The sequence below is a fragment of the Streptomyces venezuelae genome (assembly GCF_008642355.1).
Taxonomy (GTDB): domain Bacteria; phylum Actinomycetota; class Actinomycetes; order Streptomycetales; family Streptomycetaceae; genus Streptomyces; species Streptomyces venezuelae_B.
The window spans coordinates 7555819-7570395 of the sequence record NZ_CP029193.1 but is presented as its reverse complement, the minus strand read 5'-3'; the positions used below and the strand labels follow the sequence as shown (position 1 = coordinate 7570395).

Here is a 14577-nt window from a genome sequence, read left to right as displayed (position 1 = left end):
CGGTGCCCGAACGCGCGTCACGTACCGGTCACAGCCCGACGGGGCTCGCGGCGGCCCCGGTTCCTGGGCCCGTTCCGGCGGCCCGATTCCTGTGAATCGGTCACAGATCTTCGGACCGCCGTGTGACCGTCCGCCGCGTAGAAACGGAACCGCGTCACCGCGACAGCAGCTATGGCCTCACCCGGGGGGGAGACGGGCACATGACACAGGCTCTAGCCCACGTGCAGCCGGTCGCAGGCGTCGTGCGTCGCGGGTTCCTCTCCGTCGCCCGGTCCCGAGGCCGGGCCGATCTTGGCCGCGAGGTCCGCGCGCCGCTGCACGGCGAGCTTGCGGTAGGCGCGCGTCAGGTGCTGTTCGACGGTGCTGATGGTGATGCAGAGCTTGTCGGCGATCTGGCGGTTGGTGTGGCCGCGGACGGCGAGCGTGGCCACGCGCAGTTCGGCGTTGCTGAGTTCCTCGGGATGTCGGCGGTTGCCGGACGACCACGGCTGCTCGGCCGGGTGCGGGCTGCCCGTGTCGGCCGCGGACGGCGGCACGGGCATGCCGCACTCCCCCGCCAGCTGCTGCGCCTTGCGGGCCAGGGCCCTGGCCTGGCCGACCTTGCCGAGCTCGCGCTGTGTACGGGCCGACTCGGCGAGCGCGCGTACCAGTTCGACGCGGTGTCCGCGGTCCCGCAGGATCTCGACGGCCTCGCCGAGCAGCGGCGGCCGGTGCGCGGCCTTCAGCGTGCCGGCGAGCACCCGCAGCGATACGGCGCGCACCCAGCCGTTCCGCCCGCCCGTCAGGGCGAGTTGCTCCTCTGCGAGGGCGCGGGCGCGCTCGCAGTCGCCCAGCGAGAGATGTGCCTCGGCGGCGTCGGTGCGCCACGGGACCAGCGCGGGCAGGTCGAAGCGCCGGCGCCGCATGAGGTCCCCGCAGGTGAGGAAGTCGTCCAGGGCGGCATAGGGCCGTCCCGCGGCGAGGAAGTAGTGACCGCGGGCCCTGAGGTAGAGCAGCCCGTCCGTCGTCTGGAAGGCCGAGTCCGGCACCGGTACCGCGAGTTGGGCCGCCGCCTCGTCGAGGCGGCCCATCAGCGTGCCGGTGAACAGCGCGGTGGCGACGGGCGCGGCGACGGCCACGCCCCATCCGTCCGCGGGTACGAGCGTGAGCGCCGAACGCGCCAGCTTCCGCGCGGTGCCGAGCGCGCCCGCCCTCAGCTCGATGCGGGCCCTGGCCGCGGAAAGGAGCGCCTGCCAGAGGGGCGCACGCCGTTCGGCGGCCTCGTTGAGCAGCGTCTCGCACCAGAAGGCCGCGGCTTCGAGGTGGTCGGCGAGCACCAGGGAGTCGACGGCGACGAGGAGCGCCGTCACGGTGTCGTCGTCGAGGCGGGTGCTCTGCAGGATCTGCTCGGCCCTGACCACCACGTCCTTGCCGGGCCCGTCGAGGAGCGACTTCACCAGGCTCGCCGCTCGCTGGTGCGGGCTGCGGGCCAGCGCCGCCGCGTGCTGCGGGGTGGTGTCCTGCGCGGTCGTGTGTTCCGGTGTCCCGCCGGGCGGGGTGCAGTCGGGGACAGCGAGGCCGGGGTAGGCGTACGTCAGCCAGAGGCGCGGGCAGTCGTGCCGGTGGGGTGTGCCGGTGCCGGTCCTGCCGGGCTGCGCGGCGCCCTGCCGTTCGACGGCGCAGAGCACGTCGAGGGCCCGTTCCGGGCGGCCGAACCAGAGCAGATGGCCCACGAGCGCATCGGCGTGCCGGGCATCGAGTCGTCCGTCCAGTGCGGCGGCCGTGAGTTCGGGCAGGTGCTGGGCGACGCCGGCCGGGTTGACGCGCCAGAGGGCCCGGGTGAGAGCGGCACGTATCTCCAGGGACTGGTGGACGTCGGTGCTGGTGTCGCGGGCGATGCGCAGGCAGGTGAGGGCGAGGTCGACCTCGTCGTCGGCGAGGGCGCGCTCGGCGGCCTCGATCAGGGTGCGCCGAGCCCACGGCGCGTCGACGGTCTCGGCCGCGATCAGGTGCCGTACGACCACGGACGCGGACGCTCCGTGCTCGTGCAGGACGCGGGCGCAGCGGGCCTCGACACGGGCGCGGTCGGCGGGCTCCAGGCTTCTGAGGACCGCGGCGCGCCCGGCCTCGTGCCGGTACCAGCCCGCGTCGAGGAGGCCCGCCTCGTTCAGCGCGCGCAGGCTGCGCAGGAGCGATTCCCTGCTGGTCCCGAGGACCTCCATGAGTTCGGCGAGCGACATGTCGGGGCCCGCGACCGCCAGCGCCCACGCGGTGCGGCGGGTGGCGAGGTCGCTGCGGTAGAGGCAGGTGGCGACGGCACGGACGAAGGACTCACCCGGTACGGGGTCGGCGGAGGCGGTGACCGCGGCACCCGCGGCACGATGGTCCTCGATGAGCGCCCGGGTCAGGAGCGGGCTGCCGCCGCTCATGTGGAGCAGTGCGGGGACGAGCTTGCGCGTCCCCCACCCCGGCTCACCGAATGCAGAGATCATTTCTGCGACTCCGGACCGTTGGAGGGGGCCGAGCCTGATATTCCGGCAGCCGGGCAGGCGCAGTAAATCGACGCGCAATCTCGTATTGCCCGCCAGGAAGTCGCTGTTCTCTCCCAGCACGACCAGAATGCGGCTGACGGCCAGTCGGCGCGACAGGTAGAGGAGGCATTCGAGCGAGTCTTCGTCGGCGTGCTGCACATCGTCGATGCTGAGCACCAGGGGCCTTTCCCTGGATTTTTCGAGCAGCAGTCCGCACAGCTCGGGAATCCCGTCCAACACCATGGCGGGCCGTTCACCGGCCACCCGTTGCGGGCGGGCCGCGTCGGCGGCGCGCCGCACGAGCTGAGTCGCGCGGCGCGCGTCGGCGCCGGGCAGACCGGCGCCGAGAAGCAGTTGCCCCATGACTCCGAGGGGCAGGTCCGTCTCCGCTCCGGACGCTGTGGCCTGCAGATACAGTGCACCTCTGGAAGTGACGCGCGTACCGAAGGCGCGCAGCAGCGCGGTCTTGCCACTGGCGACGGCGCCGCTCACCAGAAGGACGCCGCCATGCCCGCTCTCGGTTGAGTCGAGCATGTGCTCCATGACCGAGAGTTCTTCACCACGATCCACCAAGTTCATGAGCCGACTTCTCCCCCGCGGCTGATGGCTGGTCCTCGGGGCGACCGGAAGACCGGCTGGATCTATTGCTTGGACTTGACCGGCCACCCGACGGACGACTCTGCCATATATGAAAATCAACTACCAGCGCCATTTGACTCAATGCCACGCCATAACCGACGTGAATGCGCCACTCCCCAACCAATCGGACCCGCCCGCTCCATATCATTCGGAAACTCTTGCGTATTTGCCTGATGACTGAACTCGGCGATATCCGAGAACGCGCTTGCCGGCCGGGGAAAGGACGTCCGTGGCGGCAGGGGCGGCAGCGACGAGAGGGCCCGGAAACGATTGGCGCGTTCCGCATGGCCCTCTCACCCGCCGTCTGACCGGTATGACTCGCCGCACCGCCTACGAGGGCAGCACCGGCGAGGGGCAGCCCGACGGGACCGGCGACGCGGGGTCCGGAGGCGTGCCTGTCCCGGTGGGACAGGCCGACGGGGAGTCGCCTGCGCCCTCGTCAGGGCTGGATTCGCCGGGGCTGGTTCCGTCGGGGCTCGTCCCGTCCGGGCTCGTCCCGTCGGGACTGGTTTCGTCGGGACTGGTTTCGTCAGGGCTCGTCCCGTCGGGCTCGGTCTGCCCGGACCCGGTCTCGTCCGGGCTCGTCCGGTCGGGGCTCGTCTCGTCGGGCTCGGTCTCGTCCGGAGTGGTCTCGTCCGGGTCCGTGGGGGTCGGGCTCGACGGCGAGGGGGACGTGGGGCTCGGCGTGGTCGGGGTCGGGGTCGGCGTGGGGGTGGGCGGCTTGGTCGGACGGTCGTGGTGCGCCTTCCCGTCGCCGATCTTCCGTTCGATCCAGGTGTTGTTGACGATGTTCACGATGGTGATGTTGACGATCGGCCGCGGCGCCGGAGTGACCACGACGACCCGCGTCGGCTGATAGCCGCGCCACGCCTGCCCGTTGTGCCGGGGCGAGCTCTTGAACGCGACGGGCGGCTTCAGCGGGTTGCCGCACGCGCACCGCACCCGCGGCAGGCCCCGGTCGTCGACGAGGACGGCCGTGCCCGTCTGCAGAACGGACTGGAAACTCGTGGGAGAGCCGCCGCGGTAGCCGTGGTTGGTGACGCGCGTGTCGGCGCGCAGCACGACGGGGGTCAGGCCGCGCAGATAGTCCGGGACGGCGGCCTCCTCGATGCCGGCCGCCCGCGCGAACGCCCGCGCCTTCCCCTGGTCGGCGGTGAGGAAGCGCACCTGCCGGTCGATGTCGCAGCTGCCGACGTTGTGCGTGCCGCCGTACAGGCCCGGCGTCCCGCCCGGGATGGAGCGGGTGCCCTGCGGGGTGGCCGATCCGGTGGGCGAGGGTTGCGGCGAACGGGTGACGGGCGGCGGGGAGGTGTCGGTCTCCGCGGTGGACTCGGTGAAGGGGTCGGGGCCCTGGGCGGCGACCGGTTGCATGAACAGTTCGCTGCCGCCGTCGGCGGTCTTCTTGTCGCCGTCGCCCGAACAGCCCGCCGCGCCCGCTACCGCTAGGGCCGCGGATATCGCGAGGGCGATCGCGTGGGTCCTGGTGGATGTGCGCACCGGTTCTCCCGACGTTGCCGTGCAGTGTGCCCCCCGCTGACGGGGGTGTTCCGCCATTGTCTGCGGGGGTCCCCAGGGGCCCGCAAACGCAGCGTGCGGGCCGGTCCGCGTATGGCGTGCGGCCCGGTCCGCGTACGGAAAACCCTGGTCGGCAGCACAATGGACCCGTGGAGTGGTTCACGGCGGACGCGTACTGGCTGAGTCGGCTGATCTTCCAGCGGGCCCTGGCCGTGCTCTATGTGATGGCTTTCCTCGGGGCCGCCCTGCAGTTCCGGGCGCTCATCGGGGAGCGCGGGATGCTCCCGGTGCCGCGGTACGTCGAACGCGTGCCGTTCCGCGCCGCCCCCAGCCTGTTCCAGCTGCACTTCTCGGACCGGTTCTTCGCGTGCTGCGCGTGGACGGGGTGCGCGGTCGCGGTGGCGCTGCTCGCGGGCGTGCACGGTCTCCTGCCGCTGTGGGGCGCGATGCTGCTGTGGCTGGTGCCCTGGGCGCTGTATCTCTCCATCGTCAACGTGGGACAGACCTGGTACGGCTTCGGCTGGGAGTCGCTGCTCCTTGAAGTGGGCTTCCTCGCGGTCTTCCTCGGCAACGACCGGGTCGCCCCGCCGGTCCTCGTGCTCTTCCTGCTGCGGTGGGTGCTCTTCCGCGTGGAGTTCGGCGCCGGGTTGATCAAGATGCGCGGCGACGCGTGCTGGCGCAAGCTCACCTGCCTGGACTTCCACCACGAGACACAGCCGATGCCCGGCCCGCTGAGCTGGTTCTTCCACCACCTGCCGAAACCGGTGCACCGGATCGAGGTCGCGGCCAACCACGTCACCCAACTCGTGGTTCCTTTCCTGCTGTTCACGCCCCAGCCGGTGGCGACGGGCGCGGCCTGCCTGATGATCGTGACCCAGTTCTGGCTGATCCTGTCCGGCAACTTCTCCTGGCTGAACTGGATCACCGTCGTGGTCGCGGTCTCCGCCCTCGACCTGTCCGCCTGGCACACGGCACCCGAGGTCGCGGACGCGCCCGTCTGGTACGAGGTGGTGGTCTCCGCCGTGACCGTGCTGCTCCTGGCCATGAGCTACCGCCCCATGCGCAATCTGCTGTCCCGGCGGCAGGTCATGAACCGCTCGTTCGACCCGCTGCACCTCGTCAACGCGTACGGCGCGTTCGGCAGTGTCAGCCGGGTGCGCCAGGAGGTCGTCATCGAGGGCACGGCGGACACCGTGCCCCGCGAGGACTCCGACTGGCGGGCCTATGAGTTCAAGGGCAAGCCGGGCGACGTACATCGCTGGCCGCGCCAGTTCGCGCCCTACCATCTGCGGCTCGACTGGATGATGTGGTTCGCCGGGCTCTCCCCCGCGTACGCGCGCTCATGGTTCGGCCCGCTGGTGGAGCGCCTCCTCGACGACGACCGGGACACCCTCCGCCTGCTGCGGAGCTCTCCGTTCCCGCCCGGCTCCCCGCCCGCGTACATCCGCGCCAGGCTGTACCGCTACCGGTACACGACCTGGCACGAGCTGCGCGAGACGGGTGCGTGCTGGGAGCGCACGTACGTCCGTGAGTTCCTGGGGCCGACGCGTCTCGCCCGGACGGCTCAGCAGGAGTAGACGCGGCGAGCGGTTCGGCCGTCAGCTGTCGGCCAGGGTCCGCTCGATCCGGCCGACGAAGGCGCGGGCCAGCTCGTCGAGCTGCGCCTCGTAGCCCGGCAGGTCGTTCACCTCGCCGAGGCGCAGCCAGGCCACGGTGCTGCCCACGCGGACGACGGCCATCGCGTTCGTGCTGTCCTCGGGTTCCTTGTAGTACGTGAAGGTGGAGCTCTTGTCGCCGAGGGACGGCAGGGAGAGGGGTGTGGTCCTGTCGTAGCCGGACTGCTCACGGACCAGCTGCTTCCGTACGCGCTCCGCCTGCGTGGGCGAGGTGCAGCCGAAGACCCGGAACTCGGCCTTGACGTACCCCGACCCCGATGATGTCAGCGCATACTGCATGCCTCCCTCGTGGCAACCACCCGCTTGTTCCGCTTCGGCGGCGCCGGCCGGGCCCTCCGGGTGCCAGCCCGGCGGCAGATCCCCCTCCACGGGCAGGGCGCCGCGCGTCTGCGCCACGGTCAGCGCGCGCGTGCGGTCGGCCGTGCCGTCGCCGGAACCGGCGGCTCTCCCTTCCTCCGGTGCGGCCTTGCCGCCGCTCGCCGCACTCTCCTGGGCGTCCGTGCCCCGAGGGTCGTCGTCGGCGATGAGCCGCGTGCCCCCGTACACGCCGAGCGCCACCAGGGCCACCAACAGGACGCCGACCAGTGCCAGGACGGCGAGCGCGCCCGAGGTCTTCCTGACCGAGATCGGCCCGAGCGAGATGTTGCTGCGCGTGATCGTGCTGTCGCCGATGACCACCGCACCGCGGTTGTACGTCGTCGGCGCGCTGAGGTACAAGGCGAGCTGTCGCCCGAACTCAGGGTCCGCCTCGATCTCCTCACGCAGGACGGCCCGCGCCTGAGCCTGGCCGTCCCCGTCGAGCCCCTCCAGCGCCGCGCGCCCCCGCTCCGTGCGTCCCAGTCGCAATCGGACCAGCTCCGTGACGGCCGCTCCGGCGCCCTCCCCCACGCCGGTCGCCGCCCCGGTGGCCACCGCGGTGACGACACCCACCGCGAGCATCGCGAGCTCCGTCGGCTCCATGCCACACCCCCCGTTGCGCGACAGTCTCAGGAGCTCATGATGTGGCACCGGACCACCGTTGGCACCCCATGGGCACCTCTCTCCCCGCAGGGCGGCCGAAAGAAATGCGGGCGACGCGCACGGACCGGTTCTGACAGCATCCCCGCGTGATCACCGACTCGCCTGCCACTCCGCACCTCACCGCGGCCGTCCGCAACAACGCCGCCTGGTGCGACGCCGTCTGCCGCTCCCACGGAACGGGAGGCACCGTCGAGGGAGACGTATGGGCGAGCGCTCTGCGCACTCCGCCGCTGTATCCCGACGCCGTGACGCTCTCGCCGACGGCGACGCCCGACGACGTACTGCCCCGCATCGACCTCTCATCCCCCGGTGCCTCCGTCAAGGACAGCTTCGGCACGCTGGACCTCTCCGAGGCGGGCTTCGCGGTGCTGTTCGAGGCGCGGTGGATCCACCGCGTGGCGGCGGAACCCGCACCCCCGCGTGCCGGTGGCTGGGAGCCGGTCGTGGGTGCCGAGCGGCTGCGCGCGTGGGAGGCCGCGTGGAGCGGGGACGGGGAGAGCGAAGGCCTGTTCCGGCCCGCGCTGCTCGACGACGGAGCGGTGTTCCTGGCCCCCACGGCCACGGGTCCCCTCACCGCGGCCACGCACCCCGTCACCGCGGGCGCCATCGCCTGCCCCGGCGCCGGAGCCATCGGCGTCTCCAACCTCTTCGCCGCCGACGACGACCTGGACGCCGCCTGGCGTTCCTGCCTGGAGGCCACGGACCGGCTGTGGCCGGGCGTGCCCGTCGTCGGGTACGAGCACGGCGACGACCTCGCGGCCGCACTCCGCCAGGGATTCGAGCCCGTCGGCCCGCTGCGCGTATGGCTGCGGACCGACGGCTGAACGCGGCCCGGCTCAGCGCCGCGTGAACCGCAGCGTCACCAGCTCGAACGGTCGCAGCGTCAACGACACGGCGTCACCCGCGAGTTCCGGCGCCCGCACCCCGTCGAGCGGCCGCTCCAGCAGGTCGGTCACCGCGACCGAACCCGCCGTGAACCCCGTGGTGAGCGTGGCCTTCGCCCGCCCGCCGTGGGCCTCGTGGAAGCGGACGACCACGTCGCCGCTGCCGTCGTCGGCGAGCTTGACCGCCGTCACGACCACCGCGTCGTCGTCGACCGTCACCAGCGGCGCCACCTCGCCGCCCCCGGTGACCGTGCGCTCGGGCAGGTTGACCCGGTAGCCCTCGCGCACCGCGTCGCCGATCGCCGCACCCGGCACCAGGGCGTGCCGGAAGCGGTGGACGCCCTGGTCCGTCTCGGGGTCGGGGAAGCGCGGGGCACGGAGCAGCGAGACGCGGACCGTCGTGGTCGTGCCGGAGTCCTCGGCGCGGACCGTGCGGGTCACGTCGTGCCCGTACGTCGAGTCGTTGACCAGCGCGACGCCCCAGCCCGGCTCCTCGATGTGCACGAAACGGTGGTTGCACGCCTCGAACTTGGCGGCCTCCCAGCTCGTGTTGGTGTGCGTGGCGCGGTAGAAGTGCCCGAACTGGGTCTCCGACGCGTACCGCTCCGCGTGGATGTCCAGTGGGAAGGCGAGCTTGAGGAACTTCTCCGTCTCGTGCCAGTCGACCTCGGTGTCGATGTCGAGGCGCTTGGCACCGGGTGCGAGCGTGAGCACCTGCGTGAGGCGCGAGTCGCCGAAGGTGCGCACGACCCGCACCGACGCGCCACCACCTGCACCTTCTCCTTCACCGGCCGCGACCTCGTCCGCGTCCACGAGGTCGGTCACCGTGTTGCGGTAGAACTCGTCGACGTCCCACGCGTCCCACATGTTCGGGAAGTCGGCGTGGATCTGCGGCAGGTTCGCCGGCCGGCCCGGCGCGACGGTCTCCCGGTCGGCCACCAGGTCGTACGCGGAGACCACGAGTCCGCGCGCGTCGATCTCCACGCGCAGCAGCCCGTTGTCGAGGACGTAGCCGCCGTCGGCGCGCGTGGCGATCGCCGCCGTGCCGTCGGCCGTCGCGGGCCGCGCGCCGCCCGCGGGCACGCCGTCACGGCTGTGCGGGGTGGAGTTGAAGACGAGCGAGCCCGTGCCCTCGCCCGCGAGCGCGCGCTGCGCCTTGTCGATGATGCCGTTCAGCTCCTCGGCGAGCGCCGCGTAGGTGGCGCGGGCCTCGCGGTGCACCCAGGCGATGGACGAGCCGGGCAGGATGTCGTGGAACTGGTGGAGCAGGACCGTCTTCCAGATGCGGTCCAACTGCTCGTAGGGGTAGACGAAGTCGCCGCGCACCGCCGCCGTCGCGGCCCACAGCTCCGCCTCCCGCAGGAGGTGCTCGCTGCGGCGGTTGCCCTGCTTGGTGCCCGCCTGGCTGGTGAGGGTGGCGCGGTGCAGTTCGAGGTAGAGCTCGCCGACCCAGACGGGAGCGTTGGGGTACTCGGCCTCGGCCTTCTCGAAGAACGCGGCGGGCGTCTCCCACTCGACGGTCGCCGAACCCTCCAGGTCACGGAGGCGGGCCGCCTTGGCGATCATCTCGCGGGTGGTGCCGCCACCGCCGTCGCCCCAGCCGGTGGGCGCGAGGGAGTGCCGGGCCACGCCCTTGTCCTTGAAATTCTTCGCGGCATGGGCGATCTCACTGCCCTTCATCGAGCAGTTGTAGGTGTCGACGGGCGGGAAGTGGGTGAAGATGCGGGTGCCGTCGATGCCCTCCCAGTTGAAGGTGTGGTGCGGGAAGCGGTTGGTCTGCGACCACGAGATCTTCTGCGTCAGCAGCCACTTGGAGCCCGCCGCCTTGATGATCTGCGGCAGCCCGGCGGCGAACCCGAACGTGTCGGGCAGCCACGCCTCGTCGTTCTCGACACCGAACTCGTCGAGGAAGAACCGCTTGCCGTGCACGAACTGCCGGGCCATCGCCTCGGAGCCCGGCATATTGGTGTCCGACTCGACCCACATGCCGCCCGCGGGCACGAACCGCCCGTCGGCGACGGCCTTCTTGACCTTCGCCCACACCTCCGGGCGGTGCTCCTTGATCCACGCCCACTGCTGCGCCTGCGACATGGCGAAGACGAAGTCGGGCTCGTCCTCGATCAGCGCGGTCATGTTCGACGTCGTACGCGCCACCTTGCGCACCGTCTCGCGCAGCGGCCACAGCCACGCCGAGTCGATGTGGGCGTGTCCGACGGCGCTGATGCGGTGCGCGGAGGGTTCGGCGGGGGTCGCGAGGACCTCTTCGAGCTGCGCCCGCGCCGCGGCGGCCGATCCGTTCACGTCCTGGAGGTCGACGACGTCCAGGGCACGGCCGACGGCGCGCACGATGTCGTAGCGCCGCCCGGAGTCGGCAGGCAGTTCCTGCATCAGCTCGCCGAGGACTTCGAGGTCGATGACGAGCTGCCACACCGTCTCGTCGAAGACGGCGAGGTCCATGCGCTCCAGCTTGTACTGGGGTTCGCTGCCCGCGGTCTCCTTGTCGCCGAGCTGCGTGGGCAGGAAGGGGTGGTAGTCGAGGATGACGGGGTTGGACGCGGCCTCGATGTGCAGCCGCACTTCTTCGCCGCCCTCGGCGGGGGCGGCGACCCGCACCCACTGGTTGCGCGGGTTGAGGCCCTTCACCGGGGTGCCGTCGGGCCTGTACACCAGGCCCTCGCACTGGAAGCCGGGCATGTTCTCGTCGAAGCCGAGGTCGAGGACCGCTTCGACGGTCTTGCCCGCCCACTCCCGCGGCACGGTCCCGGTCACCCGGAACCAGCTGGTCCCCCAGGGAGCCCCCCACTTCTCGCCGACGGCGGTCGGCGACGGCTCGGCGGCAAGCCCTTCGGCGACCGGCACGGGCTCGCCGGGCGCGTTCCACACGGCTACGTCGAGCGGTACGGAGGCGGGGTACACGGCGGGCCTGATGCGTTCGTCCAGAACACGCTTGAGGCGGGCTTCGACCAGGGTGCGGTCGTCATGCATGAGGGTTCTCCGATGTTCGAAATTTCAGCCCCCCGGCGTACGAGGAGCGGAAGAGAGTCAGCCCCTCCGGTGTTCGAGGAGCGGGGTCCGGGGCGGAGCCCCGTGCGAGGCGAACGGACAGACGGACGGGCGCTACCCGACGTCCGCCGGGAGCAGCACGTCGCGGATACCTCGCGCGGCGAGGTGCCCGGAGTCCGCCACCCGTCCGGCAAGCACCACCGTCGGGCGGACCCCGTCCGCCACGAGCCGCGCGAACGCCTCGAAGACCGCACCGCCGGGGGCGCACTCCGAGCGGCGGGACAGGTCGTCGTCGACGACCACCGCGGTCGTCCGCGGCGCCGGCGCGTACGTACGGCTGCGCCACTCCCGCGTGATCCGGGCGATCGCCTCCCCCGCGGGCTTGACCTTGCCCTCGTTGGTCAGCAGACCGAGGCTGTACTCCAGCTCCGGGAAATCCGCGAGGTCGCGCGACACGTCGTGGGAGCACCACCACGTCACGCCCCACACGTCCTGGCAGTCGAGGGCCGCATCGACGGTGTCCTCGGTGAAGTCCGCCGCGTGCTCGGCGGGTATGAGCGGCGCGGGCGCGCCGACCTCCTGAAGCCAGACGGGGCGACGCGGGTCGGTCGCCCACGCCTTGGCCAGTTCGATCATGTACGCCGCGTGGTGCCGGGTCGCCGTCCCGGTGCGTCCGTGGCGCTGGGCCGTGCCGTTGAACACCCAGGAGTGCACGGCGGTCACCGCGCCGAGCCCGGCGGCCTGTGCCGGGGTGAAGGGCTGGTCGTCCTGGTACCAGGCGGCGTCGTACTCGGCGTGCAGGTGCAGCTTGCCGGGGGCGCCGTCCTCGCAGGCGGCGAGGACCGTGCGCAGCCAGGCCTCCGCCTGCTCCTCGGTGATGCGGTCGGGGTCGGGGTGCGGGCCCGCCGAGAACTGGTTGATCTCGTTGCCTATGGTCATGCCGATGAAGTTCGGCCGGTCCGCCAGGGCGGCGGCGAGTGTGCGCAGGTAGTCGGCCTGCCCGGAGACCACGTCGGGGTCGGTGAAGATGTTGCGCCGGTGCCAGGTCTGGGTCCACGCGGGCAGGAAGTCGAAACTCGACAGGTGGCCCTGCAGACCGTCGACGTTGACGTCCAGGCCGCGTTCGGCGGCGGCGTCGGCGAGCTGGACCAGCTGGTCGACGGCGCGCGGGCGGATGAGGGTGCGGTTCGGCTGGAAGTACGGCCAGATCGGGAAGACCCGGATGTGGTCGAGGCCCAGCGAGGCGATGGCGTCGAGGTCGGCGCGTACGGCGTCGAGGTCGAAGTCGAGCCAGTGGTGGAACCACCCCTGGCCGGGCGTGTAGTTGGCGCCGAAGCGCGGCGCGCCGGAAGGCGATGCGGAGGAGGGCAAGGAAGATCCTGGTTCTGGGGGGGGGAGATGAGAGGGGCGCGGCGGATCGCGGGGCGGGAGTTCAGCCCTTGACCGCGCCCTCGCCCACGCCGCGGAAGAAGTACCGCTGCAGACAGGCGAAGAGGATGATCAGCGGGAGTACGGCGATGACGGTGCCCGCGGCGACGAGACGCTCGTCGTTGGCGAACGTGCCGTGCAGGTAGTTCAGGCCGATGGTGAGGGTGAACCGGTCCGGGTCGCTCAGCACGATCAGCGGCCACAGGAAGTCGTCCCAGGCCCCCATGAAGGCGAAGATCGCGACGACGGCGAGGGTGCCCTTGACGGCGGGCAGCGCGATGCGCAGGAACCGCTGCCAGACATTGGCCCCGTCCACAAAGGCGGCTTCCTCGATCTCGTACGGCACGTTGAGGAAGGCGTTGCGCATCAGCAGGACGTTGAGCGCGGAGACGCAGCCGGGCAGCAGCACGCCGATGAGGGTGTTGTTGAGGCCGAGCTCACGCATGGTGGTGAACTGGGCGATGATGATGCCTTCGACGGGCACGAGCATGGCCAGGATGAAGACGATGGTGGCCGCCTTGCGGCCGCGGTAGCGCAGGCGTGCCAGGGCGTAGCCGGCGAGGGCCGCGCCGACGCAGTTGGTGACGACGTTGGCGGCGGCCACCTTGAGCGAGTTGAGCGCGTAGTCCCAGACGGGGATGGTGTCGGCGACGCGTTCGAAGTTGTGCACGGTGGGGTCGGAGGGCAGGAACTTCGGCGGTGAGCTGAAGATGTTCTCGTGCGGGCCCTTGAGCGCGGTGGACAGCTGCCAGAGGAACGGGCCGATCATCAGCGCGAGGACCGCGACGAGGAGGAGGTAGCGCAGGACGATCTCCCAGGCGGGCATCCTGCGGCCGTTCTCGTCGGTGATCCGCCGACGACGCGGTTCACGGGGCTTGTCGGTGCGGGTCTCGTGGCGCGCACCGCCGTCGATGCTGGTCACGCGTCCTCCTTCCGGTCCGCCCGCAGGACGAGCAGCATGAGCGCGACGGTGACGACGAAGACGACGACGGAGATGGCCGAGGCGTAGCCGACGCGCCCGGTCAGACCGGTGCCGACGCGCTGGACGAGCATGACGAGTGTGGTGTCCTCGCCGGCAGGGCCGCCGGTGGGCCCCGCCATCAGGTAGACCTCGGAGAACACCTTGAACGCGGCGACCGAGGAGAGGGCGGCGACGAGCACCATCGTGGAGCGCACGGCGGGGACGGTGACGCTGAAGAAGCGGCGTACGGCGCCCGCTCCGTCGACGGCCGCGGCCTCGTGGAGCTCGCGGGGCACGTTGGCGAGCGCCGCGAGGTAAATGATCATGTAGTAGCCGAGGCCCTTCCAGACCGTGACGGTCATGGCGCTCAGGAGGAGGAGCCACTGGTCACTGAGGAAGCCGGCCTTGCCGACGCCCACCGCCTCGAGGAGGGCGTTGACCAGGCCGCGTTCGTCGAGCATCCACACCCAGATCAGGCCGACCACGACGATGGACGCGACCACCGGCGTGTAGAAGGCGGAGCGGAAGAACGTGATGCCGGGGATGTGCTTCTGGACGAGCAGGGCGAGCAGCAACGGCAGGACGACGAGCGCGGGCACGACCCCGAGGACGTACAGCGTGCTGTTGCGCAGGCCGATCCAGAACATCTCGTCGTGCCACAGCTCCTGGAAGTTGGCGAAGCCGACGTAGTCGCCCTCGATGAGGGTCCGTTTGTCGGTGAACGCGTTGTTCAGGGTGCTGAGGAACGGATAGAGGATGAAGATGCCGACGATCGCGAGGCCGGGCGCCGCGAACAGCCAGGGGCTGGTTGGCAGTTGGCGACGTATGCCGCGGCGGGGGCCGCGCCCGTCGGGGCGCGGCTCCTTGCGTTCGGCATCGGCGCCCGCGAGGTCGGCGGCGGCCTGGGAGGCGGTGGTGCTCTTCATGGCGGTACCGGTTCC

At 71.4% G+C, this 14577-nt stretch carries 9 protein-coding genes; 2 read left to right on the top strand and 7 right to left on the bottom strand.

Going from position 1 to position 14577, the window contains the following annotated elements; translation table 11 throughout:
• Positions 1-212: 212 nt before the first annotated feature.
• Both DEJ47_RS34250 and DEJ47_RS34245 read right to left on the bottom strand, forming a co-directional pair.
• Positions 213-3089, bottom strand: coding sequence for a helix-turn-helix transcriptional regulator (locus DEJ47_RS34250; RefSeq protein ID WP_150175005.1), 2877 nt, complete (start codon positions 3087-3089; stop codon positions 213-215).
• 390 nt (positions 3090-3479) lie between these two features.
• The gene (locus DEJ47_RS34245) at positions 3480-4646 is read right to left on the bottom strand and encodes a DUF6777 domain-containing protein (RefSeq protein ID WP_150175004.1); all 1167 of its coding nucleotides are present in this window, start codon (positions 4644-4646) and stop codon (positions 3480-3482) included.
• 167 nt (positions 4647-4813) lie between these two features.
• Here DEJ47_RS34245 and DEJ47_RS34240 point away from each other — a divergent pair, with 167 nt between their 5' ends.
• Positions 4814-6241, top strand: a complete 1428-nt coding sequence (locus DEJ47_RS34240; RefSeq protein ID WP_150175003.1) for a lipase maturation factor family protein — start codon at positions 4814-4816, stop codon at positions 6239-6241.
• Positions 6242-6262: 21 nt separating this feature from the next.
• Here the strand turns inward: DEJ47_RS34240 and DEJ47_RS34235 are convergent, their stop codons facing one another.
• Entirely contained in the window at positions 6263-7300 is a 1038-nt protein-coding gene (locus DEJ47_RS34235) for a hypothetical protein (protein ID WP_150175002.1), read from the bottom strand.
• 146 nt (positions 7301-7446) lie between these two features.
• Between DEJ47_RS34235 and DEJ47_RS34230 the strand changes: the two genes are divergently transcribed.
• Positions 7447-8184, top strand: coding sequence for a hypothetical protein (locus DEJ47_RS34230; protein WP_223828612.1), 738 nt, complete (start codon positions 7447-7449; stop codon positions 8182-8184).
• Positions 8185-8196: 12 nt separating this feature from the next.
• Here DEJ47_RS34230 and DEJ47_RS34225 read toward each other — a convergent pair whose 3' ends face one another.
• From DEJ47_RS34225 to DEJ47_RS34210, 4 genes are all read right to left on the bottom strand, one after another.
• On the bottom strand, positions 8197-11229 hold the full coding sequence (locus DEJ47_RS34225) for an alpha-mannosidase (protein WP_150175001.1): 3033 nt from the start codon (positions 11227-11229) through the stop codon (positions 8197-8199).
• 132 nt (positions 11230-11361) lie between these two features.
• Entirely contained in the window at positions 11362-12618 is a 1257-nt protein-coding gene (locus tag DEJ47_RS34220; protein WP_150175000.1) for a glycoside hydrolase 5 family protein, read from the bottom strand.
• A gap of 61 nt (positions 12619-12679) precedes the next feature.
• Positions 12680-13501: a carbohydrate ABC transporter permease gene (locus DEJ47_RS34215; RefSeq protein WP_223828781.1), complete on the bottom strand. Its 822-nt coding sequence runs from the start codon at positions 13499-13501 to the stop codon at positions 12680-12682.
• Between the two features lie 92 nt (positions 13502-13593).
• Positions 13594-14562 carry a carbohydrate ABC transporter permease gene (locus DEJ47_RS34210; protein WP_150174999.1) on the bottom strand — a complete coding sequence of 323 codons (969 nt, stop codon included), beginning with the start codon at positions 14560-14562 and terminating at the stop codon, positions 13594-13596.
• Positions 14563-14577 lie beyond the last annotated feature (15 nt).